We start from the raw sequence: 16214 nt of genomic DNA, 5'->3' as shown, positions 1-16214 counted from the left end.
GAGTGATGGCAGACCGCGTGAGATACCGGCGCTGCCGCCGATCGGGGGATTGGAATGGGATTTGAAATAGCGGCTGCCTTTCGACGCTGCGGTTCGGCAACGCTGGGCTTGATCTTGGGGGCGAGCCTTCTGGCCACCGACGCCGCTTCGGCTGACGGAACGCCTGCGAAGGAACTCTTCGGCGCCAAGGCATTGCCGGCGGTGATGGCGCCGACCTCTTACGGCTTTTATTCCAAGGGCTGCCTTGCGGGTGGCGTTGCGATCCCGACGGACGGGCCGACATGGCAGGCAATGCGTCTGTCGCGCAATCGACGCTGGGGTCACCCGGACATGATCGCGCTGGTTGAGCGCTTCTCGCACGATGCAGCCGAGAAGATCGGCTGGCCGGGCCTCTTGCTTGGGGACATATCGCAGCCACGCGGCGGCCCGATGACCTCTGGCCACGCATCACACCAGATCGGCCTCGACGCTGACATCTGGCTGACGCCGATGCCGCAGAGGACGCTGACCTATGAGGAACGCGAATCGATTTCCGCGACCTCGATGCTGCAGAAGAATAAGTTCCTGACCGTCGATCCGTCCATATGGACGCCCAGTCACGCGCGGCTGATCATGATGGCTGCAAGCTATCCCCAGGTAGAGCGCGTCTTCGTCAATCCGGCGATCAAGAAGAAGCTCTGCGACACTTGGAAGGGCGATCGTTCGGCACTCGGCAAGATCCGGCCGATCTACGGTCATGACTATCATTTCCACATTCGTATCAAGTGCCCCGAGGGTTCGGTCGGCTGCAAGGGCCAGGCGCGCGTGCCGGTGGGTGACGGCTGCGACAAGTCGCTCGCCTGGTGGTTCACCGACGAGCCCTGGGCAAAGCCGACGAAGAAGCCGGAAAAACCCGTGAAGCCGAAATTCGCGAAGCTTTCCGATCTGCCGAAGGCTTGCGCCCTTGTGCTCGACGGTCCACCTCCGGCCTCCGAGCAGGAAGCGACCTACGGCACAGCCTACCGCGCGGCGGCCGCCGCTCCCGCTCCCGCCGCTGCCGTTCCCGCCGCTGCGACGAGTATCGAAGCCGTCATCGGCGCCGCAGCCGCGGCGCCTTTGGAAAACATTCCGGTTCCGTTGCCGCGCCCAGCGTTGCAATAGCGGTCCGGGCGGAGCGCCTCTCATGGGGCCGGCCGGCCCTGCCTGCCTTTCCAACTGCACGATGCTCATGTATAGGGCTTTCAAATCGATTTAAAATTGACGCTGGAGAGGCTGCATGGCCGGTCGGAAATGTCTTGCCCTGATTGCGCATGATCAGAAGAAGGATGATCTCGCCGCCTTCGTCAAGGCAAACGAGGCGGTGCTATCCAAGTGGAAGATCGTCGCCACCGGGACGACCGGTGGCCGCGTTCTGGACGCGTGTCCCGGGCTCGATATCACCCGCCTCAAAAGCGGACCGCTCGGCGGCGACCAGCAGATCGGCGCGATGATCGCTACCGGCGACGTGGACTTCCTGATCTTTTTCGTCGATCCGCTCACGGCCATGCCGCATGATGTCGACGTCAAGGCGCTGATGCGCCTGGCGATCGTCTACGACATCCCGATGGCGCTCAACCGCGCCACGGCCGAAGAGTTGATTGCCTTCAGGCGCAACTGATACACAGTTTCAAAGATTCCAAGACAGCGATCAGGACGGATTTTGCGATGCTCAGTGCGAGTGACCACGGCTTTCCCTTTCCGATATTGATCGGCGACATCGGTGGAACGAATGCCCGCTTCGCGCTGCTGGTCGATACCTATCCCGAACCGAAGCAGCTGCCGCCGATCAAGACGGGCGATTTCGCGACGATCGAGGAGGCGATGCAGAAGAGCATCCTCGACAAGACGTCCCTTCAGCCGCGCTCGGCGATACTGGCTGTCGCAGGGCCGATCAAGGGTGACGAAATTCCGCTGACGAACGCCGGTTGGGTGATTCGGCCGAAGGATATGCTGGCGAGCCTTGGCCTGGACGACGTTCTGATCATCAACGATTTCGAGGCACAGGCGCTCGCGGTCGCAACACCCGCCGACGAGGATCTCGTTCAGATCGGCGGCGGTAGTATCCGTCCGTCCACCTCGCGCGTCGTGCTTGGTCCGGGAACGGGGCTCGGCGTCGCCGGCCTGGTTTTCGCGCAGCACACCTGGATCCCCGTGCCCGGCGAAGGCGGCCACGTCGATATCGGCCCGCGTACCGAGCGTGATTTCCGGATCTGGCCGTTCCTGGAGCCGATCGAGGGGCGGATGGCGGGCGAGCAGATTTTGTGCGGGCGCGGCATCATGAACCTTTATCGGGCGGTCTGCGCCGCCAATGGCGAGGAGCCGCTGCTCACCGACCAGGCGGCGGTTACGACCGGCGCGCTTTCAGGCTCCGATCCGACGGCGGTCGAGACCATATCGCTCTTCAGCACCTATCTTGGCCGCGTCGCCGGCGACATGGCGCTGATCTTCATGGCGCGTGGCGGCGTGTTCCTGGCGGGTGGCATCTCGCAGAAGATATTGCCTGCTTTGATGCGGCCGGAGTTTCGCGCAGCCTTCGAGGACAAGGCGCCGCATTCGGCACTGATGCGAACGATCCCGACTTTCGCCGTCGTCCATCCGATGGCGGCGCTTTCCGGTCTCGCCGCCTTCGCGCGCACGCCGAGGGACTTCGGTGTTGCAATGGAGGGACGGCGCTGGACAAGCTGACCGGCCGGATGTTCGCAAAGACTCGCCAAAACGGCATCAAAGCACTATAGAGCCCCGGACGGGCGATGCCGGTACACGGAACGCCGCAGCGAGCTCAGGGAAGACGGGCTTATTGGACGCCAAGAATAGAAAACAGCGTACAGTCGATTCCGATACGATCACCGGAATCCTGAGGCGCGTCATTGCCGAGAACGGCCGCGACCATATCCGAGGCTATGCTTTTGCCATCGCCTGCCTGATGGTCGTGGCGGCGACGACGGGCTTTACGGCCTGGATCATGGAAACCGTGATCAACGAGGCCTTCGCCAACAGGCGCGCCGATATCGTGCTGTGGATCTGCGCCGCGATCTTCGCGGCCTTCGTCCTGCGGGGTCTTGCGACCTACGGGCAGGCGGTCGCGCTCTCGAAGATCGGCAACAATATCGTCGCCCGCTATCAGCGGCGGCTTTACGCACATCTGATGGCGCTCAGCGTCGGCTATTTCCACGATATGCGCTCGGCGCAGCTTGCCGCCAAGGTCAGCCAGAACGTCAGTGGCATCCGCGACGTCCTCAATATGACGGTCACCTCGATCGCCCGCGACTTTCTGACCTTGGTCGGGCTTGTCGCCGTCATGTTCAGCAAGGACTGGCTGCTCTCGCTGATCGTCTTCTTCGTCGCGCCGCCGCTGCTTCTCGGCCTGCGTTATGTCTCGAAGCGGCTGCGCCTGGCGACGCGCGAGGCCGTCGAGGTCAACAGCCGCGTCCTCGGCGCCATGCAGGAAACGATTCAGGGCATTTCCATCGTCAAGGCCTTCACGATGGAGAACGAGCTGCGCCGCAAGGTCGAATCGATCATCGACCGGGCGGAGAACCGGGCAAACCGGATCGCACGTCTCAGTGAACGAACCGCGCCGATGACGGAAACCTTCGCCGGTTTTGCGATCTCGTCCGTGCTTGCCTATTCGGCTTTCCGCACGATCTACGGCAATGTCCCGCCGGGCGCGTTCTTCGCCTTCGTCACAGCGCTGCTAATGGCCTATGACCCGGCGCGGCGTCTGGCGCGCCTGCAGGTGTCGCTCGAGCGCGCGACCGTCAACGCGCGCATGATCTACGAGATTCTCGATACCGTTCCGCATCAGCGCGATCGTCCCGATGCAACCGAAATCAAATTCGGCGAAGCGACGATCGAACTGCGCGACGTGCGTTTCGCCTATGCCAGCGGAGACGAGATCCTGAAGGGGGTCAGCTTCCTTGCCGAGGGCGGCAAGACGACGGCACTGGTCGGCCCGTCGGGTGCCGGCAAGTCGACGATCATCAGCCTTATCCCGCGGTTCTACGATCCGAAGTCGGGACAGATCCTGATCGACGGGCAGGACATTGCGGGCGTCACCAAGCAGTCGCTGCGCAATGGCCTTGCCTATGTCTCGCAGCAACCGTACCTCTTCGAGGGCTCGATCCGCGACAATATCCGCTATGGCCGGCCGGAGGCCACGGACGCGGAAATCGAGGAAGCGGCACGGCTCGCCTACGCCCATGACTTCATCCTGGCGCAGCCGCAAGGCTACGATACGGCGGTCGGCGAGAATGGCGTGACGCTATCCGGCGGCCAGCGCCAGCGGCTGTCGATTGCCCGCGCACTTGTGCGCAATGCGCCGATCCTCCTTCTCGACGAAGCGACTTCGGCGCTCGACACCGAGTCTGAAGCCGCGGTGCAGAAGGCGCTCGACCGCGCGATGAGCGGCCGCACGGTCATCGTCATCGCGCACCGGCTTTCGACCGTCGTCAACGCCGACAAGATCATCGTCATGAAGGATGGCGCGGTCGTCGAGGAAGGCACGCATGAAGAGCTTGCACAGCGTCCGGACGGTCTCTACGCTCGCCTGCACAATCTCCAGGGCAGCGCCTCGGACATGACGGCCGAAGCCGCAATCCTATAGAAGCCAAGGGAATTCGACGATGAGCGAAACGGATATGAAGCTCGTGGTGGTCGGCGCGGCCGGCCGGATGGGGCAGACACTGATCCGGATCGTTCATGGCATGGCCGGCGTGCGTCTCCACGCTGCGGTGGAGCGGCCGGGCTCGCCGTTCGTTGGCCGCGATGCCGGCGAACTCGCCGGGCTCGGACCGATCGATGTCGCCATCACGGACAAGCCGCTCGAGGCCTTCGTCGAGGCGGAAGGCGTTCTCGATTTCACCTCGCCGGCGGGTACGGTTGAATTTGCCGGGCTGGCGGCGCAAGCGCGCATCGTCCATGTCATCGGCACGACCGGCTGCTCGGCGGACGACGAGGCAAAGATTCGCGCGGCCGCACGGCATGCGCGCGTCATCAAGTCGGGCAACATGAGCCTGGGCGTCAATCTTCTCGGCGTGCTGGTGCAGCAGGCGGCGCGAGCGCTCAAGGCGGCGGACTGGGACATCGAAATTCTGGAAATGCACCACAAACACAAGGTCGATGCCCCGTCGGGCACGGCGCTCTTGCTTGGTGAGGCGGCGGCCAAGGGCCGCGGTATCGAGCTTGTGGATCATTCGGTGCGGGTGAGGGACGGCCACACCGGAGCACGCCCGGAAGGGGCGATCGGTTTTGCCACTTTGCGCGGCGGCTCCGTCGTCGGCGAACATTCCGTCATTCTCGCGGGCGAGGGCGAGCAGGTCACTCTTTCCCACAGCGCCACGGATCGCTCGATCTTCGCGCGTGGTGCCGTCACGGCGGCCCTTTGGGGGCGCAACCAGAAGCCCGGCTTCTATTCCATGCTCGATGTTCTCGGGCTCAACTGATACTCAAATCTTTCAAGAGGAAATGAAATGAGCGGCACCCTCGTTCTCGTTCGGCATGGCCAGAGCGATTGGAACCTGAAGAACCTGTTCACCGGCTGGCGTGATCCGGACCTGACCGAGCTCGGCGTCGAGGAAGCGAAAGCGGGCGGCAAGGCGCTCGCCGAGTATGGCATCAAGTTCGACATCGCCTTCACTTCTTCCCTTATCCGTGCCCAGCGCACGTGCCAGTTCGTTCTCGACGCCGTGGAGCAGTCCTCGCTTGAAACCATTCGCGACCAAGCCCTGAATGAGCGCGACTACGGCGATCTTTCCGGCCTCAACAAGGACGATGCGCGCGCCAAGTGGGGAGAGGAGCAAGTGCACATCTGGCGTCGTTCCTACGACGTCCCGCCGCCAGGCGGGGAAAGTCTGCGCGACACCGGCGCGCGCGTCTGGCCCTATTATCTAACCGACATTCTGCCGCGCGTGCTTTCGGGCCAGAAGGTGCTGATCGCCGCGCACGGCAATTCGCTGCGCTCGCTCGTCATGGTGCTCGACAAGTTGACCAAGGAACAGATCCTCAAGCTCAACCTCGCGACCGGCGTGCCGATGGTCTACAAGCTGAACGCGGATTCCACGGTTGCATCGAAGGAAGTGCTGGGCGACATGTCGGGCGCGCACTGAACCGGTTGGTTAGGAAGGGGGCGAGATGCCCCTCACCCTAGCCCTCTCCCCGCAAGCGGGGAGAGGGGACTGAGAAGAGGCCGCGAGTCTCCTTCGCCCCGCTAGCGGGGAGAAGGTGGCCGGCAGGCCGGATGAGGGGCGATCCGCAGCCGATCAAGGTATTACGCCTTGCCCGCTTCCCAGCCGAGGATCGCGCGCTTGCGCGTCAGGCCCCAGTGATAGCCGGTGAGATCGCCGCTCTTGCCGAGCGCGCGGTGGCAGGGCACGACGAATGAAATCGGGTTGCGTCCGACGGCAGCGCCGACGGCGCGCGACGCGGTCGGCTGGCCGATTTCGTCGGCGATCTTCGAATAGGTGGTCGCCTTTCCGAGCGGGATGTTCAACAGCGCCTGCCACACCCGAATCTGGAAATCGGAACCGATCAGGAAGATGCGCAACGGCTCCTCCGCGCACCAGCGCTCCGGATCGAAGATGCGGGCGGCATAGCGCGCCGTCGCCGCACTGTCCTCGACATAGATCGCCTTCGGCCACCGGCGAGCCATGTCGTCGAAACTCGAACGCTCCTCGCCGGGATCGGCAAAAGCAAGCCCGGCAAGCCCACGCTCGGTGACCATGACGAGCGCGGTTCCGAAGGGAGAGGGATGGAAGCCGTAACGAATGGTAAGCCCGTCGCCGCGAGCCTTCCATTCGCCGGGTGACATCGCCTCATGCGTGACGAAGAGGTCGTGCAGGCGGCTGGGACCGGACAGACCCACTTCGATGCTGGTCTCCAGCAACGGCATGTCCTCCTGCCGCAGCAACCGCTTGGCGTGATCGAGCGTCACCGCCTGGAGAAAGGCCTTGGGCGAAAGCCCCGCCCAGCGGGTGAAGGTCTTCTGCAATTGCGTCGGCGATTGGCCGAGGCGGCGGGCGACCGTTTCAAGCGATGGCTGATCGCGGTAATCCTCCGTCAGCATCTCGATCACGCGGCTGACCGTGTCGTAGTCGGTGCCTTCGGGAGTGATGTCGGTGGGAATGGATGTAACAACGTTCATGATCATCTCCTGTCAGGCTACAGGTAATCATGTGGCGGGCAGATAACCACCCGATTCTTGTGAGCATCGCGCAGAGCAATTCCAGGAAACGTGTACAGCGGTTTTCCGCCCGGAATTGCTTCGTTTCAAACGTTACCGCCGGCGGACGGTTGCGAGTGCGCGGGCAAACGCCAGTGCGAAGGTCTCGCGGTCGTCGCGGTTGAGAAAGGAGCCGATATCGGTCTGGCGGCCACCGCCGATGATCCACATCGAAACGATGCCGATCTCCTGGTGCCGTTTGATGCTGAACCGTGTCCAGAAGGGATTGAAGCGATGCTCGGTCATTCTCCCCGATGGCGCAAACTTCCTGACCGACACGTCGGTACGCGAGACGCTGACTTCCTCCCGGGCGCGTGCGGAATGATAGTTGAGCCAGAAGGCACCGATGAGCAGCACGAAGTCGAGGCCGAAAAAGAAGACGATCGGCCATGCGCCGATGACCAGGAACACGAATATGTGCAGGAGGCTCATTGCGCCGGCGATCATCAGGAGGATCGTGAACCCCTTGAGCCCGAGCGAACGGTGCGGCGTAAGCTCGGCCGCGAAGATCGGCAGCTCATTGTTGGAGGTCTCGACGTTGCCTTCGGTCATGACCAATGACTATAGATGCAGCATGAAAAACGTGAAGCTGAAATCGCCGAAACAACCGTCAAAATTGAACGCAGCGACAGCCGGCCGGGCCGGGGCGCGGCAACGCAGCGCCTACAGCGCCGCCGAGGTCGAGGAGATCTTCCGCCGCTTCTCGGTGCAGCGCCCTGAGCCGAGGGGCGAGCTCGAACACGTCAATCCGTTCACGCTCGTCGTGGCGGTCGCGCTTTCGGCCCAGGCGACGGACGCCGGCGTCAACAAGGCGACACGCGCGCTCTTTGCCGTCGCCGATACACCGCAAAAGATGCTGGTGCTCGGTGAGGAAAAGCTGCGGGACTACATCAAGACGATCGGGCTATACCGTAACAAGGCCAAAAACGTCATAGCGCTCTCGGAAAAGCTGATCGCCGATTTCGGCGGCGAAGTGCCCCGCACGCGCGAAGAACTGATGACCCTTCCAGGCGTCGGGCGCAAGACCGCCAACGTGGTGCTGTCGATGGCTTTCGGTCAGCCGACGATTGCGGTCGATACCCACATCTTCCGGATCGCCAATCGTATTCTATTGGCCCCAGGCAGGACGCCGGATGAAGTGGAAGCGCATCTCCTGCGCGTCATCCCGGAGAACTATCTATACCACGCCCATCATTGGCTGATCCTGCACGGCCGATACGTTTGCAAGGCACGCCGGCCGGAATGCGAGCGTTGCGTCATTGCCGACCTCTGCAAGTCTCCGGAGAAAAGCAGCGATATCCCGGCCCCTTTGGTCGAACTGCCGCCGCAGGTCGTGCCGGTCGCCGGTTGATACCTCGCCGATTAATGCTCCGTCGGCTGAGGACGCCCATTCCAGCGGCTGCTTCCGAACTCCGAGGCCGAGGATCCAGACCGGATCTATGCCGAGGTGATCGCGTCTTTTTCGCCTTCTCACTTCCAAATGGTCGGAAAACCGGTATTAACGGAGACCGGTCATTTCAGGAAACCGGACGGAGTTCATGACAAAATACGATGTGCTGACGATCGGCAACGCGATCGTCGATATCATTGCGCGCTGCGATGACAGCTTTCTCGCGGATAACGGTATCATCAAGGGCGCGATGAACCTCATCGATGCGGATCGGGCCGAACTGCTCTATTCGCGGATGGGCCCGGCGGTTGAGGCCTCAGGTGGCAGTGCCGGCAATACGGCGGCCGGTGTCGCGAGCCTTGGCGGGCGGGCGGCCTATTTCGGCAAGATCGCCAGTGATCAGCTCGGCGAGATATTCACGCACGATATCCGGGCGCAAGGCGTTTATTTCGAGACCAAGCCGCTCGAAAGCCTGCCGCCGACCGCCCGTTCGATGATCTTCGTGACGGAAGACGGCGAGCGGTCGATGAACACCTATCTCGGCGCCTGCGTCGAACTCGGCCCCGAAGATGTCGAGGAGGATGTCGTCGCGCAATCCAAGGTCACCTACTTCGAGGGCTATCTGTGGGACCCGCCGCGCGCCAAGGATGCGATCCGTGCGGCAGCTCGCATCGCCCACGCGAACGGCCGTGAAATGGCCATGACGCTCTCGGACAGTTTCTGTGTCCATCGCTATCGCGGCGAGTTCCTCGACCTGATGCGCTCCGGCACCGTCGACATCGTCTTTGCCAACAGGCAGGAAGCGCTGGCGCTCTACGAGACCGAGGACTTCGATGCTGCGCTCAACGCGCTCGCGAAGGATTGCAAGCTTGCGGCCGTGACGCTCAGCGAAGAGGGCTCTGTCGTCGTTCGTGGCGACGAGCGCGTGCGCGTCAGGGCGAACGCCATCGAGCAGGTCGTCGACACGACCGGTGCCGGCGATCTCTATGCGGCCGGGTTCCTTCACGGCTACACGTCGGGGCGCTCGCTCGAGATCTGCAGCAAGCTCGGCAATCTCGCCGCCGGCATCGTGATCGGCCAGATCGGTCCGCGTCCGATGATATCGCTTGCCACAGCCGCCAAGGAAGCGGGCCTCGTCTGAGGCTGCCTCCGCATCGCGCCGACCATCGGGCGTCCAACGGTGGCGGCAAATTTTGAATTGAATGAAGCCAGGCGGACCTATTTAAAGGCTTCGCCCGGATAGGCCCCCCAGATCTCGCTTTGTGCGATCCAGCCTTCGACGCCTTGCGTCTCGGCGTGGCACCATTCGCCATTGCATTCGCCGATCTGCAGGACCACGCCCGGTTCCATCCGGGCGACGATCGAGGCCGTGCTTTGAGGATCGCGCCGGAGGTTGACGAAGATGCCCTCGCCCTTGCCGCGCATCCACGGTGCGGCAAGTGCAGTGCGGTCGCCGGAAAGAAGCGCCTGGTTCACCCAGCCTTCCGTCCCGTCCGCGTCGCGGATGCGGCGCCAGTTGTCATATTCCTGGATAATTTCCACCGGCACGCCTGATTTGAGGTAGCGGAAGGCCACCGCGTAGTCGAGGCTTGGTCCGATTCGTAAGTTGACGCTCTTCGCCTTCAGGCTGACGAACCGCGGCAGCGGCAGGCCGCTCGCACCTTTCGCTGCCTGGGCAAAGGCGCCGGAGGTCATCACGGCCGTCCCGATGCAGGCGGCTACCAACATGGTCGAGAACCTGGAAACGACATGACGCATGACGAAGCTCATTTTTCGATAGCAGCGAAGCCTTGCAGGCGCACTTCGATCTGGCCCGTCGGCTCGGGGTGCAAATCCGGTGTTAGGCAGTGACTTTCAATTGTCTTCCCCACCGGGTCTGGTAGAAATTGCGACTACAGGGAGAAACTATCACCCAACTTGGTTAAGGACCCGTGAACGAGGGCCGCGCATAACAATGACAAGCAAGAAGAAGCCAACGGTCTACATCACCCGGAAGCTGCCGGATGTCGTCGAAACCCGCATGCGCGAACTCTTCGACGCAGAGCTGAATGTCGACGACACGCCGCGCACCCAGCCGGAGCTGGTTGCCGCGGTCAAGCGCGTCGATGTGCTGGTGCCGACGGTGACGGACCGGATCGACGCGGCGCTGATCGAGCAGGCGGGACCGCAGTTGAGGTTGATTGCCGCCTTCTCGAATGGTGTTGACAATATCGACGTCGACGCGGCCGCTCGGAGGGGCATTACCGTCACCAACACGCCGAACGTGCTTACCGAAGATACGGCGGACATGACGATGGCGCTCATCCTCGCGGTGCCGCGGCGGCTTGCCGAGGGTGCGCAGATCCTGACCGATCGCAAGGGCGAATGGGCTGGCTGGTCGCCGACATGGATGCTTGGCCGGCGTATCGCCGGCAAACGCATCGGCATCGTCGGCATGGGGCGGATCGGAACCGCCGTCGCCCGCCGTGCCAAGGCGTTCGGACTTTCGATCCATTATCACAACCGTCATCGGGTCAAGCCCGAAACCGAGGAAATGCTCGAGGCGACCTATTGGGACAGCCTCGACCAGATGCTTGCGCGTGTCGACATCGTGTCCGTGAACTGCCCCTCGACGCCCGCGACGTTCCATTTGCTGTCGGCGCGCCGGCTGGCGCTGATGCGGCCGGACAGCTACATCGTCAACACCGCGCGCGGCGGCATCATCGATGAGACTGCGCTGATCAAATGCATCAGGGAAGGCAAGATCGCCGGTGCCGGACTCGACGTTTTCGAAAACGAGCCGTCGGTCAGCCCCAAGCTCGTCAAGCTCGCCGGAGAAGGCAAGGTGGTGCTCCTGCCGCATATGAGCTCCGCGACCCTCGAAGGCCGTATCGACATGGGTGAAAAGGTGGTGATCAACATCCGCACCTTCTTCGACGGCCACCGCCCGCCGGACCGTGTGCTGCCGGGGCGCGACTAGAGCAGATCCAGGAAAAGTGTGTAGCGGTTCTCCGTCCGGATTTGCGTCGTCCTACAGCGCCGCGCGTCTTATCAGACGCGCAAAGGACGCTGTAGCACTTTGAATTGCTGCATGTTTTTATCTTTAAATCGGCTACGATTTAAAGAAACATGCAGTAGCGCTACAGGCGTTTCCGCATTTCGATCGATGTCGGGCGGGTGAAGCCGGGATGGGCCGAACGGCCGGTTTCGACGAAACCCCAGGCCGAGAACGTGGCGTGGTTCTCGGAAAGCTCGATGCGCGTCTGCAGCCGCAGGGCGGGAAGTTTGAGATCGCGCGCCACTTCTTCGGCGGCGGCGAGAAGCAGCCGCCCCGCGCCCTTGCGTTGTGACCGGGGCGCGACGGCGAGCTTGCCGATATAGAGGCAATCCGGTTCCGGCTTGCAGAACACGCAGCCAACGAGATCGCGCTCGGCGAGGGCAACAAAGGCAATTTCGTCTTCGGCCTTTCGACGGAGCACGTCTGGCGTCAGTTGATGCGCGGAGGAAGGCGGATCGATCCGCCCGTCCATATACGCAAAGGATGCAAGGATCAGCGCCAGCAGTTCTTCGAAGCGATCGAAGCGACTGTCGATACGAGTCTTCTCCATGTCCTTGCTCAAACGGCACCGCGACGGTAGCGGATCGTGCTGAACTGTGCGGCAAGCGCATCGTAGAGCAGCAGCCGGCCGACGAGCGGCTCGCCGATGCCGGTGATGAGCTTGATCGCTTCCATCGCCTGCAGCGTGCCGATGACACCGGTCAGCGCCCCCAGCACGCCGGCCTCGGCGCAGGACGGAACCACGCCCGGTGGGGGAGGGGCGGGAAAAAGGTCGCGATAGGACGGGTTGGGATGGCCGTCGCTGTCGGTTTCGTAGGGCTTCAGCACGGTGACGGACCCGTCGAAACGGCCGACGGCGCCGGTGACGAGCGGGACCTGTACCGCTTCGGCCGTATCTGCCGCCAGATAACGCGTATCGAAATTATCCGAGCCATCGATGACGAGATGGTAGTGGCGGAAGATCTCCTCGGCATTTCCCGCCTCGAGCCGTGTGTGATGCATCGTAGCCGTCACGTGCGGGTTCAGCGCATTGATCGCCAGGATGGCGCTTTCGACCTTGGGCCGGCCGATGTCGGCGGTTGCGTGAATGACCTGTCGCTGCAGGTTGGACAGCGATACGACGTCGTCGTCGATGACGCCGAGTGTTCCCACGCCGGCGGCGGCGAGATATTGGAGCACCGGCGCGCCGAGGCCGCCTGCACCGATGACGAGCACCCGCGCGGCCTTTAGCTTCTGCTGCCCCGCGCCGCCCACTTCCGGCAGGACGATATGGCGCGCGTAGCGGGCGATTTCCGCGGTGTCGAGCTTTGCGTCGATCGTCATTCGGAGCCCCCTTTCCGTAGAGCACGATTCTGAATTGCTGCGCGATCCGTCCCAGGACGTTGAACTGCAGGGAGACCGCTAATTCGTCCGCTCTAAAACGAATCTCACCCCGAAACCTGCCCGTTGGCAACGGTCAGGAAGCGGCCGCGTTCACCGAGCGCCGTGAACATGGTCCGGTCGGTTCCGGTCATGAAGGCCTGGCCGCCGAGGCCGTCGACCAGATCGAAGAGCGCCGAGCGCCGCGCCTCGTCGAGATGGGCAGCGATTTCGTCCAGCAGCAGCACGGGTGCGTGGCCGGTCATGTCGCCGACAAGCCGGGCATGGGCGAGCACAAGGCCGACCAGCAACGCCTTCTGTTCACCGGTCGAGCACCGCTCAGCCTCCATGTTTTTTTCCCGGTGACGGATGAGGAGATCGCTGCGATGCGGACCATCGAGCGTGCGGCCTGCTGCGGCATCGCGGCTGCGGCCCTCCAGCAGCATTGCGAGATACCGCTCTTCGAGATCGTAGGCCGGCAGGCCTTGGAGGTCGTCAAGAAAGCCCGAGAGCGACAGCGTCGCTGATGGGAAAGTGCCATCGCTTTGGCTTCGTTCGACAAGCGCTGTCAGCAGGCCCAGCATTTCGAGGCGCGCCAGCGCCATGGACACGCCGAGCCCGGCCATTTCGCGCTCGATTGCCGAAAGCCAGGCGGGGTCCGGCCGAAATTCGGTCAGCAGCCGGTTGCGGCTGCGCATCGCGCGCTCGAACTCGCTGGCGCGCCGCCCGTGCTCAGGGTCGAGCGAGAGCACCAGCCGGTCGAGAAACCGCCGGCGATCGGCGGAAGGGCCGGTGAAGAGGCCATCCATTGCCGGGGTCAGCCAGAGCACGCGCAGATGGTCGGTCAATTCATCCACGGTCTTGGCCGGCGTCCCGTTGAGCCGGAGGCGGCGCGATTGGCCTTCGTCGGTGCCGGCCGTGCCCGTGCCAATCTCTACCGGCCCCTCCATGCCGTCAACCGCCGCAAAGACCGAGAAGCCGTCGGCTGCCCCAACGCGCGCAACCTCGGCATAGGCTGCACGACGCAGCCCTCGACCGGGAGAGAGAAACGAAACCGCTTCCATGAGGTTCGTCTTGCCTGCGCCATTCTCGCCTGTCAGCACCACGTGGCGCGCGTCGAGGTCGAGCGCCAGCGTCGCGTAATTGCGGAAGTCGGTCAGTTTCAGGCGAGTGAGGAAGACCTTGTGGGGCATCTCGGGTCCGGATTCGACGTTGCTGTCAGGTAGGATGAAAGCGGCGCCAAGGCAAGGCGAAAGGATATTCGGGCCTGGGTCATATCGGAGCGAAACCAACGCGCGGAGGCGGGCGTTCGGCCTTCCCCGGCGCGCTTCTTCTGCTTCCTCGACCCGATTCTGTCGTCCGTGCGGCGCTGCGTCATCTGGTCTGGCCAGGCCCCGAATCCCCTGGGGGAAGCCTTTGTTTTCTTGCGCTTCGGAACTTTCCTTGGGATCGCGGGTACAATATGACAGTTTCATGACAATCGACGGTTGGGTGCATCGATAATGATCGGCTTATTTCGCAAGCTTCTTCCTCGCGAAGATCGATTCTTCGATCTTTTTGCGCAGCATTCGCGCACAGTCATGGGAGCGGCGGAAGCTCTGAATGCTTTGCTTGCCGGGGGACCGGACATAGATCGCCATTGCGATCGTATCGTCGCGCTCGAGCACGAGGCTGACGAGATCACCCGCGAAGTCCTGCTCGCGGTGCGCCGCAGTTTCATCACGCCCTTCGACCGCGGAGACATCAAGGATCTCATCCAATCGATGGATGATGCGATCGACATGATGCACAAGACGGTGAAGACGATCCGGCTCTACGAGCAGAAAAGCTTCGATCCCGGCATGCAGGAAATGGGTGGCGCAGTCGTGCAGGCGGCCCATCTCGTTGCCGAGGCCATACCCTTGCTCAATCGGATCGGCGTGAATTCTCACCGCCTCAGCACGATTGCCGAGGAAGTGACCCGTGTCGAAGGGCGTTCGGACGAGTTGCACGACCAGGGGCTCAAGGATCTGTTCCAGCGTCACGGCGCCACCAATCCCATGGCCTACATCATCGGCAGCGAAATCTATGGCGAACTGGAGAAAGTCGTCGATCGCTTCGAGGACGTGGCAAACGAAATCAGCGGCATCGTGATCGAGAACGTCTGATGGATGCGACGCTCGCCTTCCCGCTGCTCGTGGGGCTCATCGCCGTCGCTCTGTTCTTCGACTTCCTCAACGGATTGCATGACGCGGCCAACTCGATCGCGACGATCGTCTCGACCCGCGTCTTGAGGCCGCAATATGCGGTCTTCTGGGCCGCCTTCTTCAACTTCATCGCCTTCCTGTTCTTCGGGCTGCATGTGGCCGAAACGCTCGGGACCGGCATTATCGACCCGGGCATCGTCACGCCGCAGGTGATCTTCGCGGCGCTGATGGGCGCAATCGTCTGGAACATCGTCACCTGGCTTTTCGGGATTCCTTCGAGTTCGTCCCACGCACTCATCGGCGGCCTTGTCGGCGCGGGGCTCGCCAAGACCGGCTTCAGCGCGATCGTCTGGCACGGACTCCTGAAGACGGCGGGGGCGATCGTCATGTCGCCTGCCATCGGTTTCTTCCTGGCGCTGCTTCTCGTCCTGATCGTGTCCTGGCTCTTCGTGCGCCAGACGCCATTCGCTGTCGACAGCACCTTCCGAGTTCTGCAGTTCGTCTCCGCCTCGCTCTATTCGCTCGGGCATGGCGGCAACGACGCGCAGAAGACCATGGGTATCATCGCTGTTCTGCTCTTTTCCCAAGGCTATCTTGGGCCGGAGTTCCACGTGCCTTTCTGGGTGGTCATTACCTGCCAGGCAGCCATCGCGCTTGGCACGCTGTTCGGCGGCTGGAGGATCGTCCACACGATGGGATCGAAGATCACCAAGCTCAACCCGATGCAGGGCTTCTGTGCCGAGACGGGCGGTGCCATCACGCTGTTCGGCGCCACCTGGCTCGGCATCCCGGTCTCGACCACGCATACGATCACCGGCGCGATCATCGGTGTCGGATCGGCACGACGCGTCTCGGCGGTGCGCTGGGGGCTGGCCGGCAACATCGTCATCGCCTGGGTGATCACCATGCCGGCGGCTGCCCTGATCGCCGCTCTTAGCTACTTCGCAGTCGACTTGATCGGCTAAGATAACTCAGGAAACGTGTAACGGTTTCCCATCCGGAATAGCA

17 protein-coding genes are annotated in these 16214 nt (G+C 62.8%); 11 read left to right on the top strand and 6 right to left on the bottom strand.

Annotated elements, in window-relative coordinates; genetic code table 11:
- Positions 1 to 54 precede the first annotated feature (54 nt).
- From mepA to ILFOPFJJ_RS15470, 6 genes are all read left to right on the top strand, one after another.
- Positions 55 to 1140, top strand: coding sequence for a penicillin-insensitive murein endopeptidase (gene mepA / locus ILFOPFJJ_RS15495; RefSeq protein ID WP_173511393.1), 1086 nt, complete (start codon positions 55 to 57; stop codon positions 1138 to 1140).
- A 115-nt stretch (positions 1141 to 1255) separates the two neighbouring features.
- Positions 1256 to 1636, top strand: coding sequence for a methylglyoxal synthase (locus ILFOPFJJ_RS15490; protein ID WP_173511392.1), 381 nt, complete (start codon positions 1256 to 1258; stop codon positions 1634 to 1636).
- A 47-nt stretch (positions 1637 to 1683) separates the two neighbouring features.
- Positions 1684 to 2703 carry a glucokinase gene (locus ILFOPFJJ_RS15485; RefSeq protein ID WP_173511391.1) on the top strand — a complete coding sequence of 340 codons (1020 nt, stop codon included), beginning with the start codon at positions 1684 to 1686 and terminating at the stop codon, positions 2701 to 2703.
- A 112-nt stretch (positions 2704 to 2815) separates the two neighbouring features.
- The gene (locus ILFOPFJJ_RS15480) at positions 2816 to 4621 is read left to right on the top strand and encodes an ABC transporter ATP-binding protein (RefSeq protein WP_173511390.1); all 1806 of its coding nucleotides are present in this window, start codon (positions 2816 to 2818) and stop codon (positions 4619 to 4621) included.
- Positions 4622 to 4640: 19 nt separating this feature from the next.
- Complete coding sequence (gene dapB, locus ILFOPFJJ_RS15475) at positions 4641 to 5459, top strand: 4-hydroxy-tetrahydrodipicolinate reductase (RefSeq protein WP_173511389.1); 819 nt, start codon at positions 4641 to 4643, stop codon at positions 5457 to 5459.
- 27 nt (positions 5460 to 5486) lie between these two features.
- Positions 5487 to 6122: a 2,3-bisphosphoglycerate-dependent phosphoglycerate mutase gene (locus ILFOPFJJ_RS15470; protein ID WP_173511388.1), complete on the top strand. Its 636-nt coding sequence runs from the start codon at positions 5487 to 5489 to the stop codon at positions 6120 to 6122.
- 161 nt (positions 6123 to 6283) lie between these two features.
- Here ILFOPFJJ_RS15470 and ILFOPFJJ_RS15465 read toward each other — a convergent pair whose 3' ends face one another.
- Positions 6284 to 7156: a methylated-DNA--[protein]-cysteine S-methyltransferase gene (locus ILFOPFJJ_RS15465; protein ID WP_173511387.1), complete on the bottom strand. Its 873-nt coding sequence runs from the start codon at positions 7154 to 7156 to the stop codon at positions 6284 to 6286.
- 132 nt (positions 7157 to 7288) lie between these two features.
- Complete coding sequence (locus tag ILFOPFJJ_RS15460; protein WP_173511386.1) at positions 7289 to 7786, bottom strand: DUF2244 domain-containing protein; 498 nt, start codon at positions 7784 to 7786, stop codon at positions 7289 to 7291.
- A 22-nt stretch (positions 7787 to 7808) separates the two neighbouring features.
- Between ILFOPFJJ_RS15460 and nth the strand changes: the two genes are divergently transcribed.
- Positions 7809 to 8585, top strand: a complete 777-nt coding sequence (nth, locus tag ILFOPFJJ_RS15455; protein WP_173511385.1) for an endonuclease III — start codon at positions 7809 to 7811, stop codon at positions 8583 to 8585.
- Positions 8586 to 8772: 187 nt separating this feature from the next.
- Positions 8773 to 9765 carry an adenosine kinase gene (locus ILFOPFJJ_RS15450; protein ID WP_173511384.1) on the top strand — a complete coding sequence of 331 codons (993 nt, stop codon included), beginning with the start codon at positions 8773 to 8775 and terminating at the stop codon, positions 9763 to 9765.
- Positions 9766 to 9842: 77 nt separating this feature from the next.
- On the opposite strand, the gene ILFOPFJJ_RS15445 is transcribed toward ILFOPFJJ_RS15450, so the two are convergent.
- Entirely contained in the window at positions 9843 to 10352 is a 510-nt protein-coding gene (locus ILFOPFJJ_RS15445; protein ID WP_246299657.1) for an SH3 domain-containing protein, read from the bottom strand.
- Between the two features lie 226 nt (positions 10353 to 10578).
- On the opposite strand from ILFOPFJJ_RS15445, the gene ILFOPFJJ_RS15440 reads away from it, so the two are divergent.
- Positions 10579 to 11583 carry a 2-hydroxyacid dehydrogenase gene (locus ILFOPFJJ_RS15440; RefSeq protein ID WP_173511382.1) on the top strand — a complete coding sequence of 335 codons (1005 nt, stop codon included), beginning with the start codon at positions 10579 to 10581 and terminating at the stop codon, positions 11581 to 11583.
- A 160-nt stretch (positions 11584 to 11743) separates the two neighbouring features.
- On the opposite strand, the gene ILFOPFJJ_RS15435 is transcribed toward ILFOPFJJ_RS15440, so the two are convergent.
- From ILFOPFJJ_RS15435 to recF, 3 genes are all read right to left on the bottom strand, one after another.
- Positions 11744 to 12211, bottom strand: coding sequence for a GNAT family N-acetyltransferase (locus ILFOPFJJ_RS15435; RefSeq protein ID WP_173511381.1), 468 nt, complete (start codon positions 12209 to 12211; stop codon positions 11744 to 11746).
- A gap of 8 nt (positions 12212 to 12219) precedes the next feature.
- Positions 12220 to 12984, bottom strand: coding sequence for a molybdopterin-synthase adenylyltransferase MoeB (locus ILFOPFJJ_RS15430; RefSeq protein ID WP_173511380.1), 765 nt, complete (start codon positions 12982 to 12984; stop codon positions 12220 to 12222).
- A 104-nt stretch (positions 12985 to 13088) separates the two neighbouring features.
- Positions 13089 to 14213 carry a DNA replication/repair protein RecF gene (recF, locus tag ILFOPFJJ_RS15425; RefSeq protein ID WP_173511379.1) on the bottom strand — a complete coding sequence of 375 codons (1125 nt, stop codon included), beginning with the start codon at positions 14211 to 14213 and terminating at the stop codon, positions 13089 to 13091.
- A gap of 309 nt (positions 14214 to 14522) precedes the next feature.
- Between recF and ILFOPFJJ_RS15420 the strand changes: the two genes are divergently transcribed.
- Positions 14523 to 15167, top strand: coding sequence for a DUF47 domain-containing protein (locus ILFOPFJJ_RS15420; RefSeq protein WP_173511378.1), 645 nt, complete (start codon positions 14523 to 14525; stop codon positions 15165 to 15167).
- Positions 15167 to 16171, top strand: a complete 1005-nt coding sequence (locus tag ILFOPFJJ_RS15415; protein ID WP_173511377.1) for an inorganic phosphate transporter — start codon at positions 15167 to 15169, stop codon at positions 16169 to 16171. The genes ILFOPFJJ_RS15420 and ILFOPFJJ_RS15415 overlap by 1 nt, the downstream gene beginning before the upstream one ends.
- The last annotated feature ends 43 nt before the right edge of the window (positions 16172 to 16214 follow it).

Origin of the sequence: Sinorhizobium psoraleae (genome assembly GCF_013283645.1) — a bacterium.
GTDB lineage: Bacteria > Pseudomonadota > Alphaproteobacteria > Rhizobiales > Rhizobiaceae > Sinorhizobium > Sinorhizobium psoraleae.
This window is presented reverse-complemented; position numbering and strand designations above follow the sequence as displayed.

Coding starts and splice junctions, on each gene's coding strand:
- ILFOPFJJ_RS15435 (WP_173511381.1), bottom strand. CDS start 12,211: ATGGAGAAGACTCGTATCGACAGTCGCTTCGATCGCTTCGAAGAACTG.
- mepA (WP_173511393.1), top strand. CDS start 55: ATGGGATTTGAAATAGCGGCTGCCTTTCGACGCTGCGGTTCGGCAACG.
- ILFOPFJJ_RS15420 (WP_173511378.1), top strand. CDS start 14,523: ATGATCGGCTTATTTCGCAAGCTTCTTCCTCGCGAAGATCGATTCTTC.
- ILFOPFJJ_RS15460 (WP_173511386.1), bottom strand. CDS start 7,786: ATGACCGAAGGCAACGTCGAGACCTCCAACAATGAGCTGCCGATCTTC.
- ILFOPFJJ_RS15440 (WP_173511382.1), top strand. CDS start 10,579: ATGACAAGCAAGAAGAAGCCAACGGTCTACATCACCCGGAAGCTGCCG.
- nth (WP_173511385.1), top strand. CDS start 7,809: ATGAAAAACGTGAAGCTGAAATCGCCGAAACAACCGTCAAAATTGAAC.
- ILFOPFJJ_RS15465 (WP_173511387.1), bottom strand. CDS start 7,156: ATGAACGTTGTTACATCCATTCCCACCGACATCACTCCCGAAGGCACC.
- ILFOPFJJ_RS15450 (WP_173511384.1), top strand. CDS start 8,773: ATGACAAAATACGATGTGCTGACGATCGGCAACGCGATCGTCGATATC.
- ILFOPFJJ_RS15490 (WP_173511392.1), top strand. CDS start 1,256: ATGGCCGGTCGGAAATGTCTTGCCCTGATTGCGCATGATCAGAAGAAG.
- ILFOPFJJ_RS15415 (WP_173511377.1), top strand. CDS start 15,167: ATGGATGCGACGCTCGCCTTCCCGCTGCTCGTGGGGCTCATCGCCGTC.
- recF (WP_173511379.1), bottom strand. CDS start 14,213: ATGCCCCACAAGGTCTTCCTCACTCGCCTGAAACTGACCGACTTCCGC.
- dapB (WP_173511389.1), top strand. CDS start 4,641: ATGAGCGAAACGGATATGAAGCTCGTGGTGGTCGGCGCGGCCGGCCGG.
- ILFOPFJJ_RS15430 (WP_173511380.1), bottom strand. CDS start 12,984: ATGACGATCGACGCAAAGCTCGACACCGCGGAAATCGCCCGCTACGCG.
- ILFOPFJJ_RS15470 (WP_173511388.1), top strand. CDS start 5,487: ATGAGCGGCACCCTCGTTCTCGTTCGGCATGGCCAGAGCGATTGGAAC.
- ILFOPFJJ_RS15445 (WP_246299657.1), bottom strand. CDS start 10,352: ATGTTGGTAGCCGCCTGCATCGGGACGGCCGTGATGACCTCCGGCGCC.
- ILFOPFJJ_RS15485 (WP_173511391.1), top strand. CDS start 1,684: ATGCTCAGTGCGAGTGACCACGGCTTTCCCTTTCCGATATTGATCGGC.